The sequence below is a fragment of the Bradyrhizobium sp. CCBAU 45384 genome (genome assembly GCF_028128665.1).
GTDB classification, from domain to species: Bacteria; Pseudomonadota; Alphaproteobacteria; order Rhizobiales; family Xanthobacteraceae; genus Bradyrhizobium; species Bradyrhizobium manausense.
The window spans coordinates 127,761-139,915 of sequence record NZ_LBIZ01000101.1; the positions used below are offsets into that span (position 1 = coordinate 127,761).

Annotated in this window: 21 protein-coding genes; all 21 read right to left on the minus strand. The window is 63.2% G+C overall.

What is annotated here, in order from left to right:
- Positions 1-37: 37 nt before the first annotated feature.
- Positions 38-400, minus strand: a complete 363-nt coding sequence (gene rplR / locus XH80_RS13060; protein WP_008549238.1) for a 50S ribosomal protein L18 — start codon at positions 398-400, stop codon at positions 38-40.
- 11 nt (positions 401-411) lie between these two features.
- Positions 412-945 carry a 50S ribosomal protein L6 gene (gene rplF / locus XH80_RS13065; protein ID WP_057745468.1) on the minus strand — a complete coding sequence of 178 codons (534 nt, stop codon included), beginning with the start codon at positions 943-945 and terminating at the stop codon, positions 412-414.
- A gap of 16 nt (positions 946-961) precedes the next feature.
- Positions 962-1,360 (minus strand): 30S ribosomal protein S8, encoded by a 399-nt coding sequence (gene rpsH / locus XH80_RS13070; RefSeq protein ID WP_057745471.1) that lies wholly within the window; start codon positions 1,358-1,360, stop codon positions 962-964.
- Between the two features lie 14 nt (positions 1,361-1,374).
- Entirely contained in the window at positions 1,375-1,680 is a 306-nt protein-coding gene (gene rpsN, locus XH80_RS13075; RefSeq protein WP_057745473.1) for a 30S ribosomal protein S14, read from the minus strand.
- 46 nt (positions 1,681-1,726) lie between these two features.
- Positions 1,727-2,284, minus strand: a complete 558-nt coding sequence (rplE, locus tag XH80_RS13080; protein WP_057745478.1) for a 50S ribosomal protein L5 — start codon at positions 2,282-2,284, stop codon at positions 1,727-1,729.
- A complete protein-coding gene (rplX, locus tag XH80_RS13085) occupies positions 2,277-2,591 on the minus strand; it encodes a 50S ribosomal protein L24 (protein WP_011088142.1) in 315 nt (104 codons plus the stop codon). Before rplX ends, rplE begins: the two co-directional genes overlap by 8 nt.
- Complete coding sequence (gene rplN / locus XH80_RS13090) at positions 2,591-2,959, minus strand: 50S ribosomal protein L14 (protein ID WP_008549246.1); 369 nt, start codon at positions 2,957-2,959, stop codon at positions 2,591-2,593. The genes rplX and rplN overlap by 1 nt, the downstream gene beginning before the upstream one ends.
- Before the next feature lie 96 nt (positions 2,960-3,055).
- The gene (gene rpsQ, locus XH80_RS13095) at positions 3,056-3,304 is read right to left on the minus strand and encodes a 30S ribosomal protein S17 (protein ID WP_057745481.1); all 249 of its coding nucleotides are present in this window, start codon (positions 3,302-3,304) and stop codon (positions 3,056-3,058) included.
- A 13-nt stretch (positions 3,305-3,317) separates the two neighbouring features.
- Positions 3,318-3,524, minus strand: coding sequence for a 50S ribosomal protein L29 (rpmC, locus tag XH80_RS13100; RefSeq protein ID WP_027520957.1), 207 nt, complete (start codon positions 3,522-3,524; stop codon positions 3,318-3,320).
- Positions 3,525-3,529: 5 nt separating this feature from the next.
- On the minus strand, positions 3,530-3,943 hold the full coding sequence (rplP, locus tag XH80_RS13105) for a 50S ribosomal protein L16 (protein ID WP_008136349.1): 414 nt from the start codon (positions 3,941-3,943) through the stop codon (positions 3,530-3,532).
- A 29-nt stretch (positions 3,944-3,972) separates the two neighbouring features.
- Positions 3,973-4,698, minus strand: coding sequence for a 30S ribosomal protein S3 (gene rpsC, locus XH80_RS13110; protein WP_014494500.1), 726 nt, complete (start codon positions 4,696-4,698; stop codon positions 3,973-3,975).
- A gap of 18 nt (positions 4,699-4,716) precedes the next feature.
- Complete coding sequence (gene rplV / locus XH80_RS13115) at positions 4,717-5,106, minus strand: 50S ribosomal protein L22 (protein ID WP_057745488.1); 390 nt, start codon at positions 5,104-5,106, stop codon at positions 4,717-4,719.
- 10 nt (positions 5,107-5,116) lie between these two features.
- Positions 5,117-5,395: a 30S ribosomal protein S19 gene (gene rpsS, locus XH80_RS13120; protein ID WP_008136357.1), complete on the minus strand. Its 279-nt coding sequence runs from the start codon at positions 5,393-5,395 to the stop codon at positions 5,117-5,119.
- A 12-nt stretch (positions 5,396-5,407) separates the two neighbouring features.
- Entirely contained in the window at positions 5,408-6,241 is an 834-nt protein-coding gene (rplB, locus tag XH80_RS13125) for a 50S ribosomal protein L2 (protein ID WP_057745491.1), read from the minus strand.
- Between the two features lie 12 nt (positions 6,242-6,253).
- Positions 6,254-6,556, minus strand: a complete 303-nt coding sequence (locus XH80_RS13130; RefSeq protein WP_057745495.1) for a 50S ribosomal protein L23 — start codon at positions 6,554-6,556, stop codon at positions 6,254-6,256.
- A complete protein-coding gene (gene rplD / locus XH80_RS13135) occupies positions 6,553-7,173 on the minus strand; it encodes a 50S ribosomal protein L4 (protein WP_057745497.1) in 621 nt (206 codons plus the stop codon). Before rplD ends, XH80_RS13130 begins: the two co-directional genes overlap by 4 nt.
- Position 7,174: 1 nt before the next feature.
- A complete protein-coding gene (gene rplC, locus XH80_RS13140) occupies positions 7,175-7,891 on the minus strand; it encodes a 50S ribosomal protein L3 (RefSeq protein ID WP_188104661.1) in 717 nt (238 codons plus the stop codon).
- Between the two features lie 52 nt (positions 7,892-7,943).
- Positions 7,944-8,252: a 30S ribosomal protein S10 gene (rpsJ, locus tag XH80_RS13145; protein WP_002712302.1), complete on the minus strand. Its 309-nt coding sequence runs from the start codon at positions 8,250-8,252 to the stop codon at positions 7,944-7,946.
- 85 nt (positions 8,253-8,337) lie between these two features.
- Positions 8,338-9,528, minus strand: coding sequence for an elongation factor Tu (tuf, locus tag XH80_RS13150; protein WP_194467931.1), 1,191 nt, complete (start codon positions 9,526-9,528; stop codon positions 8,338-8,340).
- A 40-nt stretch (positions 9,529-9,568) separates the two neighbouring features.
- Positions 9,569-11,641 carry an elongation factor G gene (fusA, locus tag XH80_RS13155; RefSeq protein WP_057745506.1) on the minus strand — a complete coding sequence of 691 codons (2,073 nt, stop codon included), beginning with the start codon at positions 11,639-11,641 and terminating at the stop codon, positions 9,569-9,571.
- A 33-nt stretch (positions 11,642-11,674) separates the two neighbouring features.
- The gene (rpsG, locus tag XH80_RS13160) at positions 11,675-12,145 is read right to left on the minus strand and encodes a 30S ribosomal protein S7 (RefSeq protein WP_200455588.1); all 471 of its coding nucleotides are present in this window, start codon (positions 12,143-12,145) and stop codon (positions 11,675-11,677) included.
- Positions 12,146-12,155: the final 10 nt, after the last annotated feature.

Below are 12,155 nucleotides of genomic sequence, written 5' to 3' on the forward strand. Positions count from 1 at the left end.
ATCCTTCAGAGGCTTGCGCCTCAATCCTCAAATTCTGTTAGAAGCTCAGCCCGCTCTCACGCGCAGCGTCGGCGAGAGCCTTGACGCGCCCGTGGTAGAGGTAGCTGCCGCGATCGAACACGACTTCCTTGACGCCCTTCTCGGCAGCGCGCTCGGCCAGCAGCTTGCCGACCGCCTTCGCCGCATCGATGTCGGCGCCGGTCTTGCCGCCGTCGCGCATCGCCTTCTCGAGCGAGGAGGCAGAGGCCAGCGTCTCGCCCTTCAGGTCGTCGATGACCTGGGCGTAGATGTGCTTGGACGAGCGGAACACCGACAGACGCGGACGACCACCGCCGGAGCGGCGCAGCTTCAGCCGCACACTCCGCTTGCGCCGGGCATTGGTAACCTTGGCTTTGGACATGACCGGCTCCGTTACTTCTTCTTGCCTTCCTTGCGGAAGATGAATTCGCCCACATACTTCACGCCCTTGCCCTTGTAGGGCTCCGGCGGACGATAGGAGCGGATCTCGGCGGCAACCTGGCCGACGCGCTGGATGTCGCTGCCCGAGACCGTGATTTCGGTCGGCTTCGGCACGGCGATCGTGATCCCTTCCGGGATCGGATAGATCACGTCGTGGCTGTAACCGAGCGCGAGCTGCAGGTTCTTGCCCTGCATCGCGGCGCGGTAACCGACGCCGGTGATCTCGAGCTTCTTCTCGAAGCCCTTGGTCACGCCTTCGACCAGATTCGCGACCTGGGCGCGAGCGGTGCCATACAGCGCCCGCGCGCGATTGGTCTCGGCCCGCGGCTTGACCTTGACCTGGCCGTTCTCGAGCTTCACCTCGACGTCGTCATGGACGACGAACTGAAGCTGGCCCTTCGGCCCCTTCATCTTGACGGTCTGCCCATCGACGGTCGCGGTCACACCGGACGGCACCGCCACAGGCTTTTTGCCAACTCGTGACATGGATCAAAAACCCTTCTCAGAACACCGTGAAGAGGACTTCACCGCCCACGTTCGCTTCACGCGCACTGTGGTCGGCCATGATCCCCTTCGGCGTCGACAACACCGAAATACCGAGCCCGTTATTGACCCGCGGCAGGTTCTTCACCGAGGCGTACACGCGACGCCCGGGCTTGGAGACACGTTCGATCTCGCGGATGACGGGTTCGCCGTCGAAATACTTCAGCTCGATCTCGATCTCGCTGCGGCCCGAGGCGTGCTCGAGGGTCGCGTAACCGCGGATATAGCCCTCGCTCTTGAGCACTTCGAGGACGTTCTCGCGCATCTTCGAGCCCGGCGTGGAGACCTTGCTCTTGGAGCGCATCTGCGCGTTGCGGATGCGGGTGATCAGATCGCTGATTGGATCGTGCGTAGACATCTAAACGACCCTCCTTACCAGCTCGACTTCACGAGGCCCGGGACCATGCCCTTGGAGCCAAGGTCGCGGAGCGCGATACGGGACAGCTTGTTCTTGCGATAGTTCGAGCGTGGGCGCCCCGACAGCTCGCAACGCAGACGGATGCGGGTGGCCGACGAATTGCGCGGCATTTCCGCAAGCTTCAGGGTCGCGGCGAACCGCTCCTCCATCGGCAGCGTCTTGTCGGCGATGATCGCCTTCAACCGCTCGCGCTTCGGGGCGGCGTTCTTCACCATCCGCTTGCGCCGGTTGTTCTTCTCGACTGAACTCTTCTTTGCCATGCTTGGCTCCTGGGTATCCGCGTTTGAGAGGCTTTAGGTCAGCGTCTCACTGCCGGAACGGGAAATTGAAAGCGGTCAACAAGGCCCTCGCCTCTTCGTCGGTCTTGGCCGTGGTGCAGACAGTGATGTCCATACCGCGGGCTTCCGTGACCTTGTCGAAGTCGATCTCGGGGAAAATGATGTGCTCCTTGATGCCGAGCGAGTAGTTGCCGCGGCCGTCAAAGCTCTTCGGGTTCAGGCCGCGGAAGTCGCGGACGCGCGGCAGCGCGACGTTCACCAGGCGATCGATGAACTCGTACATACGGGCCTTGCGCAGCGTGACCTTGCAGCCGATCGGCTGGTTCTCACGCAGCTTGAAGGTCGCGATCGCGATCCGCGAGTAGGTCACGATCGCCTTCTGGCCGGCGATCTGGGTCAGCTCGGCAGCGGCGGTCTCGGCCTTCTTGCGGTCGTTGACGGAATCGCCAACGCCCATGTTCAGCACGACCTTGTCCAGACGCGGAACCTGCATGACGTTCTGATAACCGAACTTCTCGGTCAGCGCCGTGCGGATCTTCGCATCGTATTCCGCGCGCAGGCGCGGGGTGTAAGCGGTCTCAGCCATCGATCTCAGCTCCCGAGCTCTTGGCGATGCGAACCTTCTTGCCGTCCGCCAGAATCTTGAATCCGACGCGGGTCGGCTTTCCGTCCTTGCCGACATACGCGATGTTGGACAGTTGGATCGGCGCCTCTTTCGAGATGATGCCGCCCTCCTGGGCCTGCGTCTGCTTCTGGTGACGCTTGACCATGTTGATGCCGCGCACGAGCGCCGTGCCGGCGTCGGGGCGAACTTCGAACACTTCGCCGGTGCGGCCCTTGTCGCGACCGGTCAGCACGACGACCTTGTCGCCCTTGCGGATCTTCGCAGCCATCACAGCACCTCCGGCGCGAGCGAAATGATCTTCATGTGGTTCTTCGCACGCAGCTCGCGCGGCACGGGCCCGAAGATACGGGTGCCGACCGGCTCGGCCTGGTTGTTGATCAGGACGGCGGCGTTGCGGTCGAAGCGGATGACCGAACCGTCGGCGCGGCGGATGTCCTTGCGGACGCGCACCACGACGGCCTTCATCACGTCGCCCTTCTTCACCTTGCCACGCGGAATGGCTTCCTTGATCGAGACGACAATGATGTCGCCGATCGTGGCGTAGCGGCGCTTGGAGCCTCCGAGCACCTTGATACACATGACACGGCGTGCGCCAGAATTATCGGCCACGTCGAGGTTGGTCTGCATCTGAATCATTGATGCACCTCGTCCTCTTTCTCTTTGCGCCAGCCTAGCCGGCGCTCAACATTTCCCTGAAGTCGGTCGGCCAAATGAACGGCCGAGGCCAACAGATCAGGCGCTTTTCTTGTGTTCGCCCCGGATCACGATCCAGCACTTCAACTTCGAGATCGGCTTGGTCTCTTCGATCCAGACCATGTCGCCCGGCTTGAACTCGTTGTTCTCGTCGTGCGCGTGGTAGTTCTTCGAACGGCGGATCGTCTTCTTGTAGATCGGGTGCGTGAAGCGGCGATCGACGCGCACCACGACGGTCTTGGCAGTCTTGTCGCTGACGACCACGCCTTGCAAAGTACGTTTCGGCATATCCGTTAGCCCCTTACTTCTTCTTCGCGCGCTGCTGCGCGGCGACGGTCTTGATCCGGGCGATGTCGCGGCGAGCCTCGCGCAGACGCGAGGTGTTCTCGAGCTGCCCTGTGGCACGCTGGAAGCGCAGGTTGAAGCGCTCCTTCTTCAGGTTCAGGACGGCATCGTCCTGCTGGTCGGGGCTCATCGCGCGGATGTCTTCGATCTTCATCTGGGCCATGGCCATTACTCCGCAATGCGCTCGACGAAGCGCGTCTTGATCGGCAGCTTGGCGGCCGCCAGCGTCAGCGCTTCGCGCGCCGTCTGGGTGTTGACGCCGTCGATCTCGAACAGCACCCGGCCCGGCTTGACGCGGGCGACCCACAATTCCGGCGACCCCTTGCCGGAGCCCATGCGGACTTCGGCCGGCTTCTTCGACACCGGAACGTCGGGGAACACCCGGATCCAGACGCGGCCGGCGCGCTTCATGTGGCGGGTCAGCGCGCGGCGGGCGGCTTCGATCTGGCGCGCGGTGACGCGCTCCGGCTCGGTCGCCTTCAGGCCGAACTGGCCGAACGCCAACGTCGCACCCGACGACGCAACGCCGTGGATACGGCCCTTATGCGCCTTCCGGAACTTCGTTTTCTTAGGTTGCATCATGGCTTTAAGCCCTCAAATTCCTGTGCTGATCAGGCCGCAGCCGTATCGCGGCGCTGACGGCCACCACGATCACCACTGCCACCCGTCTCGCCCTCGGCCATTCTCTTGTCCTGGGCCATCGGATCGTGCTCGAGGATCTCGCCCTTGAAGATCCAGACCTTGACGCCGCAGGTGCCGAAGGTCGTGAACGCGGTCGCAACGCCGTAGTCGATGTCGGCGCGCAGCGTGTGCAGCGGCACGCGGCCTTCGCGATACCACTCCATGCGAGCGATTTCCGCACCGCCCAGACGTCCCGAGCAGTTGATGCGGATGCCTTCCGCGCCGAGACGCATCGCCGACTGCACGGCGCGCTTCATGGCACGGCGGAACGCCACGCGGCGCTCCAGCTGCTGCGCGATCGACTCGGCCACCAGCGTCGCATCGAGCTCCGGCTTGCGGATTTCGACGATGTTGATGACGACGTCGGACGAAGTGATGTCCGCGACCTTCTTGCGCAGCTTGTCGATGTCGGCGCCCTTCTTGCCGATCACCACGCCCGGACGAGCCGAGTGGATGGTGACGCGGCACTTCTTGTGCGGACGCTCGATCACGATGCGGGCGACGGCGGCCTGCTTGAGCTCCTTGTGCAGGATCTCGCGGATCTTGACGTCCTCGTGCAGCAGCTTGCCGTATTCCTGCTTGCCGGCGAACCAGCGGGAATCCCAGGTCCGGTTGATGCCGAGACGCAGACCGATCGGATTGATCTTTTGACCCATCGTTTTCTCCTGCGGCCCTTAAGCCGCTGCTGCTTCGGCTTCGACCTGACGAACAATGATCGTCAGCTGCGAAAATGGTTTGTAGACACGGCCCGAACGGCCACGGCCGCGGGCGGCAAAGCGCTTCATCACGAGGCCGTTGCCGACGAAGGCCTGCGCCACGACGAGATCATCGACGTCGAGGTCGTGGTTGTTCTCGGCATTGGCGATCGCCGATTCCAGGCACTTCTTCACGTCGACCGCGATCCGCTTGCGCGAGAACTGCAGGTCGGCGAGCGCGGCGGAAGCTTTCCGGCCGCGAATGAGCTGGGCGACCAGGTTGAGCTTCTGCGGGCTCACCCGCAGCATCCGGGCGACCGCCTTGGCCTCGTTCTCGGCGAGGCTCCGTTCGCGCTTAGGTTTGCTCATCGTTTAATCCTCAAGCCTTCTTGGCTTTCTTGTCACCGGAGTGGCCATGGAAGGTCCGGGTCGGCGAGAACTCGCCGAACTTGTGACCCACCATTTCCTCGTTGACGGCCACCGGCACGTGCTTCTGACCGTTGTAGACGCCGAAGGTCAGGCCGACGAATTGCGGCAGGATCGTCGAGCGACGGCTCCAGATCTTGATGACGTCGTGACGGCCGGACGCGCGGGCGGCATCTGCCTTCTTGAGCAGAGAACCCTCGACGAACGGGCCTTTCCAGACTGAACGAACCATGTCCGGCGTTCCTTACTTCTTCCGCTTGTGGCGGCTTAGGAGAATGAATTTGTTGGTCGACTTGTTGGTGCGGGTCTTCTTGCCCTTGGTCGGCTTGCCCCACGGAGTGACCGGGTGGCGACCGCCCGAGGTGCGACCTTCACCACCGCCGTGCGGATGGTCGATCGGGTTCATGGCGACACCACGGTTGTGCGGGCGACGGCCCATCCAACGCTTGCGACCGGCCTTGCCGATCGAGGTGTTCATGTGGTCCGGGTTCGACACCGCGCCGATCGTGCCGCGGCAACGGCCGTGCACCAGGCGCTGCTCACCCGAGTTGAGGCGGATGATGACGTAGTCCTGGTCGCGGCCAACCAGCTGGGCGTAGGTGCCGGCGGAACGGGCGAGCTGACCGCCCTTCCCGATCTTGACCTCGATGTTGTGGATGATCGTGCCGACCGGCATGTTGCCGAGCGGCATGACGTTGCCCGGCTTCACGTCGACATAGTTACCGGCGACGATGGTGTCACCCACGGCCAGGCGCTGCGGCGCCAGGATGTAGGCCTGCTCGCCGTCCTGATACTTGATCAGGGCGATGAAGCCGGTGCGGTTCGGATCGTACTCCAGCCGCTCGACGGTCGCGGGAACGTCGGTCTTCTCGCGCTTGAAGTCGACGGTGCGCAGCGTCTGCTTGTGGCCACCGCCACGGAAGCGCACGGTGATGCGGCCGGTGTTGTTGCGGCCACCCGAGGACTTCTTGCCTTCGGTGAGCGCCTTGAGCGGCTTGCCCTTGTAGAGCGCCGAACGATCGACCATCACCAGCTGGCGCTGGCCCGGCGTCGTGGGATTGAATGTCTTCAGTGCCATCGTCGTGCGACCTTACAGACCGGTGGTGACGTCGATCCGGTGGCCCTCTTCGAGGGTCACGATCGCGCGCTTGGTGTTCGACTGCGAGCCGAGATTGCCGCGGAAGACCTTGACCTTGCCCTTGCGGACCAGCGTGTTGACGCTCTTGACCTTGACGTCGAAGAGCTTCTCGACCGCTTCCTTGATCTGCGGCTTGGTCGCCTTGGCGGCCACCTTGAACAGGACCTTGTTGTGCTCCGATGCCAGCGTCGCCTTTTCGGTGACGACAGGGGCGACGATCACGTCATAATGCCGAGGCTCGATGTTCTTGCTCATTTGAAGCGCGCCTCCAGCGCATCGATGGCGGCCTTGGTCAGAACGAGCTTCTGACGGCGCAGGATGTCATAGACATTGATGCCCTGGATCGGCAGCACGTCCATGTTCGGGATGTTGCGGGCCGCAGCGGCGAAGCCGTTGTTGAGCTCGGCGCCGTCGATGATCAGCGCGTTGGTCAAGCCCAGGCCCGAGAAGTGACCGAGCAGCGCCTTGGTCTTGGCGGCTTCCAGCGCGGCCTTCTCGATCACGAGCAGATCGCCGTCCTTGGCCTTGGCCGACAGCGCATGCTTGAGAGCGAGCGCGCGGACCTTCTTCGGCAGGTCGGTGGCGTGCGAACGCACGACCGGACCGAAGGCACGACCGCCGCCGCGGAACTGCGGCACGCGGGCCGAGCCGTGACGAGCACCGCCGGTGCCCTTCTGCTTGTACATCTTCTTGCCGGTGCGCCAGATCTCGGCGCGGCCCTTGGCCTTGTGCGTACCGGCCTGGCGCTTGTTGAGCTGCCATTGCACGCAACGCGCAATGATGTCCTGGCGCGGCTCGAGGCCGAAAATGGCGTCGGACAGCTGGACCGAGCCAGCCTCCTTACCCTCAAGGGTGGTGACCTTCAGTTCCATCTCACGCACCCTCTTGCTGGGCCGCAGCCTCGGCTTCGCCGCCCGCAACCTTGAACTTGCCGGGCTTCGGAGCTTCCTTCGGCAGCGGCTTCTTGACGGCGTCGCGCACGCGGATCCAGCCGCCCTTGGAGCCGGGAACGGCGCCTTCGACGAGGATCAGGCCACGCTCGACATCGGTCTGGACGACGCGAAGGTTCAGCGTGGTGATGCGGTCGACACCCATGTGGCCGGGCATCTTCTTGTTCTTCCAGGTCTTGCCGGGGTCCTGACGGCCACCGGTCGAACCGATCGAACGGTGCGAGATCGACACACCATGCGTGGCGCGCAGACCGCCGAAATTCCAGCGCTTCATACCGCCGGCGAAGCCCTTACCGACCGAAGTGCCGGTGACGTCGACGAACTGGCCGACGACGAAGTGATCGGCCTGGATCTCGGCGCCAACGGGGATCATGGCGTCCGCGGTGACGCGGAACTCCTCGACCTGGCGCTTCGGCTCGACCTTGGCGACCGCGAACTGGCCGCGCTCCGCCTTGGGCATGTACACGGTCTTGCGGCTGCCAGAACCCAGCTGGAGCGCGACGTAACCGTTCTTCTCTTCAGTGCGGTGGCCTACGACCTGGCAATTGCCGAGCTTCAGCACGGTCACGGGGATATGTTCGCCGGCCTCTGTAAAGACCCGCGTCATCCCGACCTTTTGTGCGATCACTCCGGAGCGCATCGGCGTGCTTCCTGTTCTTTCTGTCCGCTAGGTGCGAACGTGATCCAAAATCTTAGAGCTTGATCTCGACGTCGACACCGGCGGCCAGGTCGAGCTTCATCAAAGCATCGACGGTCTGCGGGGTCGGATCGACGATGTCGAGCAGGCGCTTGTGAGTGCGCATCTCGAACTGCTCGCGGCTCTTCTTGTCGACGTGCGGCGAACGGTTGACGGTGAACTTCTCGATGCGGGTGGGCAGCGGAATGGGTCCGCGGACCTGCGCACCGGTGCGCTTCGCCGTGTTCACGATCTCGCGGGTCGACGTATCGAGGATACGATGGTCGAACGCCTTGAGACGGATACGAATGTTTTGGCCGTTCATTGCCGTGGTCTCTCTTTAGTGGGGGGTGGCGAATAGCGAATAGCGAATGTCCCCATTCGCTACCCGCCAATCCCTATTCTCGTATTTACTCGATGATCGAGGCGACGACGCCGGCGCCGACGGTGCGGCCACCTTCGCGGATCGCGAAGCGGAGCTTCTCTTCCATCGCGATCGGCACGATCAGGTGCACTTCCATCGCAATGTTGTCGCCCGGCATCACCATCTCGGTACCCTCCGGCAGATGCACGACACCGGTCACGTCGGTGGTGCGGAAGTAGAACTGCGGACGATAGTTGGTGAAGAACGGGGTGTGGCGACCGCCCTCCTCCTTGGTGAGGATGTAAGCCTCGGCCTTGAACTTGGTGTGCGGCTTGACCGAACCCGGCTTGCACAGCACCTGGCCGCGCTCGACGTCTTCACGCTTGGTACCGCGGAGCAGCGCACCGATGTTGTCGCCGGCCTGGCCCTGATCGAGCAGCTTGCGGAACATTTCGACACCGGTGACGGTGGTCTTCTGGGTGGCGCGGAGACCGACGATCTCGATTTCCTCGCCGACCTTGACGACGCCGCGCTCGACACGGCCGGTCACGACGGTGCCGCGGCCCGAGATCGAGAACACGTCTTCAACCGGCATCAGGAACGGCTGGTCGATCGGACGCTCCGGCTGCGGGATGTAGCTGTCGACGTTCTTCATCAGCTCGATGATGGCGTCGTGGCCGAGCTTCTTGTCCGAATCTTCGAGAGCGGCGAGAGCCGAACCCTTGATGATCGGGATCTTGTCGCCCGGGAAGTCGTACTTGGAGAGCAGCTCGCGAACCTCGAGCTCGACGAGTTCGAGCAGCTCCGGATCGTCGACCATGTCGCACTTGTTGAGGAACACGACGAGCGCGGGCACGCCGACCTGGCGGGCGAGCAGGATGTGCTCGCGGGTCTGCGGCATCGGGCCGTCAGCAGCCGACACGACCAGGATCGCACCGTCCATCTGGGCGGCGCCGGTGATCATGTTCTTCACGTAGTCGGCGTGGCCGGGGCAGTCGACGTGCGCATAGTGGCGGTTCGGCGTCTCGTACTCGACGTGTGCGGTCGAGATGGTGATGCCACGCGCCTTCTCTTCCGGCGCCTTGTCGATCTGGTCGTACGCGGTGAACGTCGCACCGCCGGCTTCGGCGAGAACCTTGGTGATCGCCGCGGTCAGCGACGTCTTGCCATGGTCGACGTGACCGATGGTGCCGATGTTGCAGTGCGGCTTGGTACGTTCAAACTTTGCTTTGGCCATTTGACTCTCCGTTCAATCGTCAGCTCTGGACCGACGACAATCAGGCAAACTTCTTTTGGACTTCCGCCGACACGTTAGCCGGCGCTTCTGCGTAGTGATCGAACTGCATGGTGAAGGTCGCGCGGCCCTGGCTCATCGAGCGCAGGTTGTTCACGTAACCGAACATGTTCATGAGCGGCACCATCGCATTGATGACGTTGGCGTTGCCGCGCATGTCCTGGCCCTGGATCTGACCGCGCCGGGAATTCAGGTCGCCGATGACCGAACCGGTATAGTCTTCCGGGGTCACCACTTCGACCTTCATGATCGGCTCGAGCAGGACGGACTTGCCCATCTGCAGCGCTTCGCGGAAGCAGGCGCGCGAAGCGATTTCGAAGGCCAGCGCCGACGAGTCAACGTCGTGATACTTGCCGTCGACGAGCGTCACCTTGACGTCGACCACGGGGAAGCCCGCGACCACGCCGGACGACAGCACGCTCTCCAGACCCTTCTCGACGCCGGGAATGTATTCCTTCGGCACCGCGCCGCCGACGATCTTCGATTCGAACTCGTAGCCCTTGCCGGGCTCGTTCGGCTCGACGATGAACGATACGGCCGCGAACTGGCCGGTACCGCCGGTCTGCTTCTTGTGGGTGTAGCTGTGCTCGACGCGCTTGGTGATGCGCTCGCGGAACGCCACCTGCGGCGCACCGATGTTGGCGTCGACCTTGTAGGTACGCTTGAGGATGTCGACCTTGATGTCGAGATGGAGTTCGCCCATGCCCTTGAGGATGGTCTGGCCGGACTCGTGGTCGGTCGACACACGGAAGGAAGGATCCTCGGCGGCGAGCTTGGCCAGCGCCACGCCCAGTTTCTCCTGGTCGGCCTTGGACTTCGGCTCGATCGCGATCTCGATGACCGGCTCGGGGAATTCCATCTTCTCCAGGATCACCTGCTTGTCGGGATCGCACAGCGTGTCACCGGTGCGCGCTTCCTTCAGGCCAGCCAGCGCGACGATGTCGCCGGCATAGGCTTCCTTGATGTCTTCGCGGTTGTTCGCATGCATCAAGAGCATGCGCCCGATGCGCTCCTTCTTCTCGCGGGTCGAGTTCACGACGCCGGTGCCACTCTGCAGAACGCCGGAGTAGATGCGGCAGAAGGTGATGGTGCCGACGAACGGGTCGTCCATGATCTTGAAAGCGAGCAGAGCCAGCGGCTCCTTGTCGTCCGCCTTGCGCACGACCTCGTTGCCCTTGTCGTCGGTGCCCTTGATCGCGGGCACGTCGAGCGGCGACGGCAGATAGTCGACGACCGCGTCGAGCAGCGGCTGCACGCCCTTGTTCTTGAAGGCCGAGCCGCACAGCACGGGATAGAACGCGCCGGTCAGCACCGCCTTGCGGATCAGGCGCTTCAGGGTCGCCTCGTCCGGCTCCTTGCCGTCGAGGTAAGCGGCCATGGCGTCGTCGTCGAGCTCGACGGCGGCTTCCACCATCTTCTCGCGGTATTCCTTGGCCTGGTCGACGAGGTCTTCCGGAATGTCGACATAGTCGAACTTCGCGCCGAGCGACTCGTCGTTCCAGACGACGCCCTTCATCTTCACGAGGTCGACGAGACCCTTGAAGTTGTTCTCGGCACCGATCGGAAGCTGGATCGCGACGGGCTTGGCACCCAGACGGTCGACGATGTCGGCCAGACATTTGAAGAAGTCGGCACCGATCTTGTCCATCTTGTTGGCGAAGACGATGCGCGGAACCTTGTACTTGTCGCCCTGGCGCCAGACGGTCTCGGTCTGGGGCTCAACGCCCTGGTTCGAGTCGAGCACGCAGACAGCGCCGTCGAGCACGCGCAAGCTGCGCTCGACTTCGATGGTGAAGTCAACGTGGCCGGGAGTGTCGATGATGTTCAGGCGCTTGCCGTTCCAGAACGCGGTGGTCGCAGCCGAGGTGATCGTGATGCCACGCTCCTGCTCCTGCTCCATCCAGTCCATCGTCGCGGCACCTTCGTGCACTTCGCCGATCTTGTGGCTCTTGCCGGTGTAGTAGAGGATGCGCTCGGTCGTCGTCGTCTTGCCGGCGTCGATATGCGCCATGATACCGAAGTTACGGTAGTCCTCGATGGCATGTTGGCGGGGCATGGGGTGTTCCTTGCGAGTCCGTTTGGTTCGCCGTTACCAGCGATAATGCGAGAAGGCGCGGTTGGCTTCCGCCATCCGGTGCACGTCTTCACGCTTCTTGACGGCGTTCCCGCGGTTGTTCGATGCATCCAGCAGCTCTGCCGAGAGACGCTCGGTCATGGTCTTCTCGTTGCGGTCGCGTGCAGCCGAAATCAGCCAGCGGATGCCCAGGGCCTGACGGCGGGTCGAGCGAACTTCGACCGGAACCTGATAGGTCGCGCCGCCGACGCGGCGGGAGCGCACTTCGATCGTCGGCATGACGTTCTCGAGCGCCTGCTCGAACACGCCGAGCGGGTTCTGCTTGGTCTTGGATTCGATGATGCCGAACGCACCGTAGACGATGCCTTCCGCGACCGACTTCTTGCCGGCGTACATCACCGAGTTCATGAACTTCGTGACGATGATGTTCCCGAACTTCGGATCGGGAAGAACTTCGCGCTTTTCCGCTGAGTGGCGACGAGACATTGAGCTGGTT

Coding starts and splice junctions, on each gene's coding strand:
- rpsC (WP_014494500.1), bottom strand. CDS start 4,698: ATGGGTCAAAAGATCAATCCGATCGGTCTGCGTCTCGGCATCAACCGG.
- rplD (WP_057745497.1), bottom strand. CDS start 7,173: ATGGAACTGAAGGTCACCACCCTTGAGGGTAAGGAGGCTGGCTCGGTC.
- rplP (WP_008136349.1), bottom strand. CDS start 3,943: ATGATGCAACCTAAGAAAACGAAGTTCCGGAAGGCGCATAAGGGCCGT.
- rpsH (WP_057745471.1), bottom strand. CDS start 1,360: ATGTCTACGCACGATCCAATCAGCGATCTGATCACCCGCATCCGCAAC.
- rplC (WP_188104661.1), bottom strand. CDS start 7,891: ATGCGCTCCGGAGTGATCGCACAAAAGGTCGGGATGACGCGGGTCTTT.
- rpsN (WP_057745473.1), bottom strand. CDS start 1,680: ATGGCAAAGAAGAGTTCAGTCGAGAAGAACAACCGGCGCAAGCGGATG.
- XH80_RS13130 (WP_057745495.1), bottom strand. CDS start 6,556: ATGAGCAAGAACATCGAGCCTCGGCATTATGACGTGATCGTCGCCCCT.
- rpsJ (WP_002712302.1), bottom strand. CDS start 8,252: ATGAACGGCCAAAACATTCGTATCCGTCTCAAGGCGTTCGACCATCGT.
- rplV (WP_057745488.1), bottom strand. CDS start 5,106: ATGAGCAAACCTAAGCGCGAACGGAGCCTCGCCGAGAACGAGGCCAAG.
- rpmC (WP_027520957.1), bottom strand. CDS start 3,524: ATGGCCCAGATGAAGATCGAAGACATCCGCGCGATGAGCCCCGACCAG.
- fusA (WP_057745506.1), bottom strand. CDS start 11,641: ATGCCCCGCCAACATGCCATCGAGGACTACCGTAACTTCGGTATCATG.
- rplB (WP_057745491.1), bottom strand. CDS start 6,241: ATGGCACTGAAGACATTCAATCCCACGACGCCGGGCCAGCGCCAGCTG.
- rpsQ (WP_057745481.1), bottom strand. CDS start 3,304: ATGCCGAAACGTACTTTGCAAGGCGTGGTCGTCAGCGACAAGACTGCC.
- rplE (WP_057745478.1), bottom strand. CDS start 2,284: ATGGCTGAGACCGCTTACACCCCGCGCCTGCGCGCGGAATACGATGCG.
- rpsS (WP_008136357.1), bottom strand. CDS start 5,395: ATGGTTCGTTCAGTCTGGAAAGGCCCGTTCGTCGAGGGTTCTCTGCTC.
- rplX (WP_011088142.1), bottom strand. CDS start 2,591: ATGGCTGCGAAGATCCGCAAGGGCGACAAGGTCGTCGTGCTGACCGGT.
- rpsG (WP_200455588.1), bottom strand. CDS start 12,145: ATGTCTCGTCGCCACTCAGCGGAAAAGCGCGAAGTTCTTCCCGATCCG.
- rplF (WP_057745468.1), bottom strand. CDS start 945: ATGTCACGAGTTGGCAAAAAGCCTGTGGCGGTGCCGTCCGGTGTGACC.
- rplN (WP_008549246.1), bottom strand. CDS start 2,959: ATGATTCAGATGCAGACCAACCTCGACGTGGCCGATAATTCTGGCGCA.
- rplR (WP_008549238.1), bottom strand. CDS start 400: ATGTCCAAAGCCAAGGTTACCAATGCCCGGCGCAAGCGGAGTGTGCGG.
- tuf (WP_194467931.1), bottom strand. CDS start 9,528: ATGGCCAAAGCAAAGTTTGAACGTACCAAGCCGCACTGCAACATCGGC.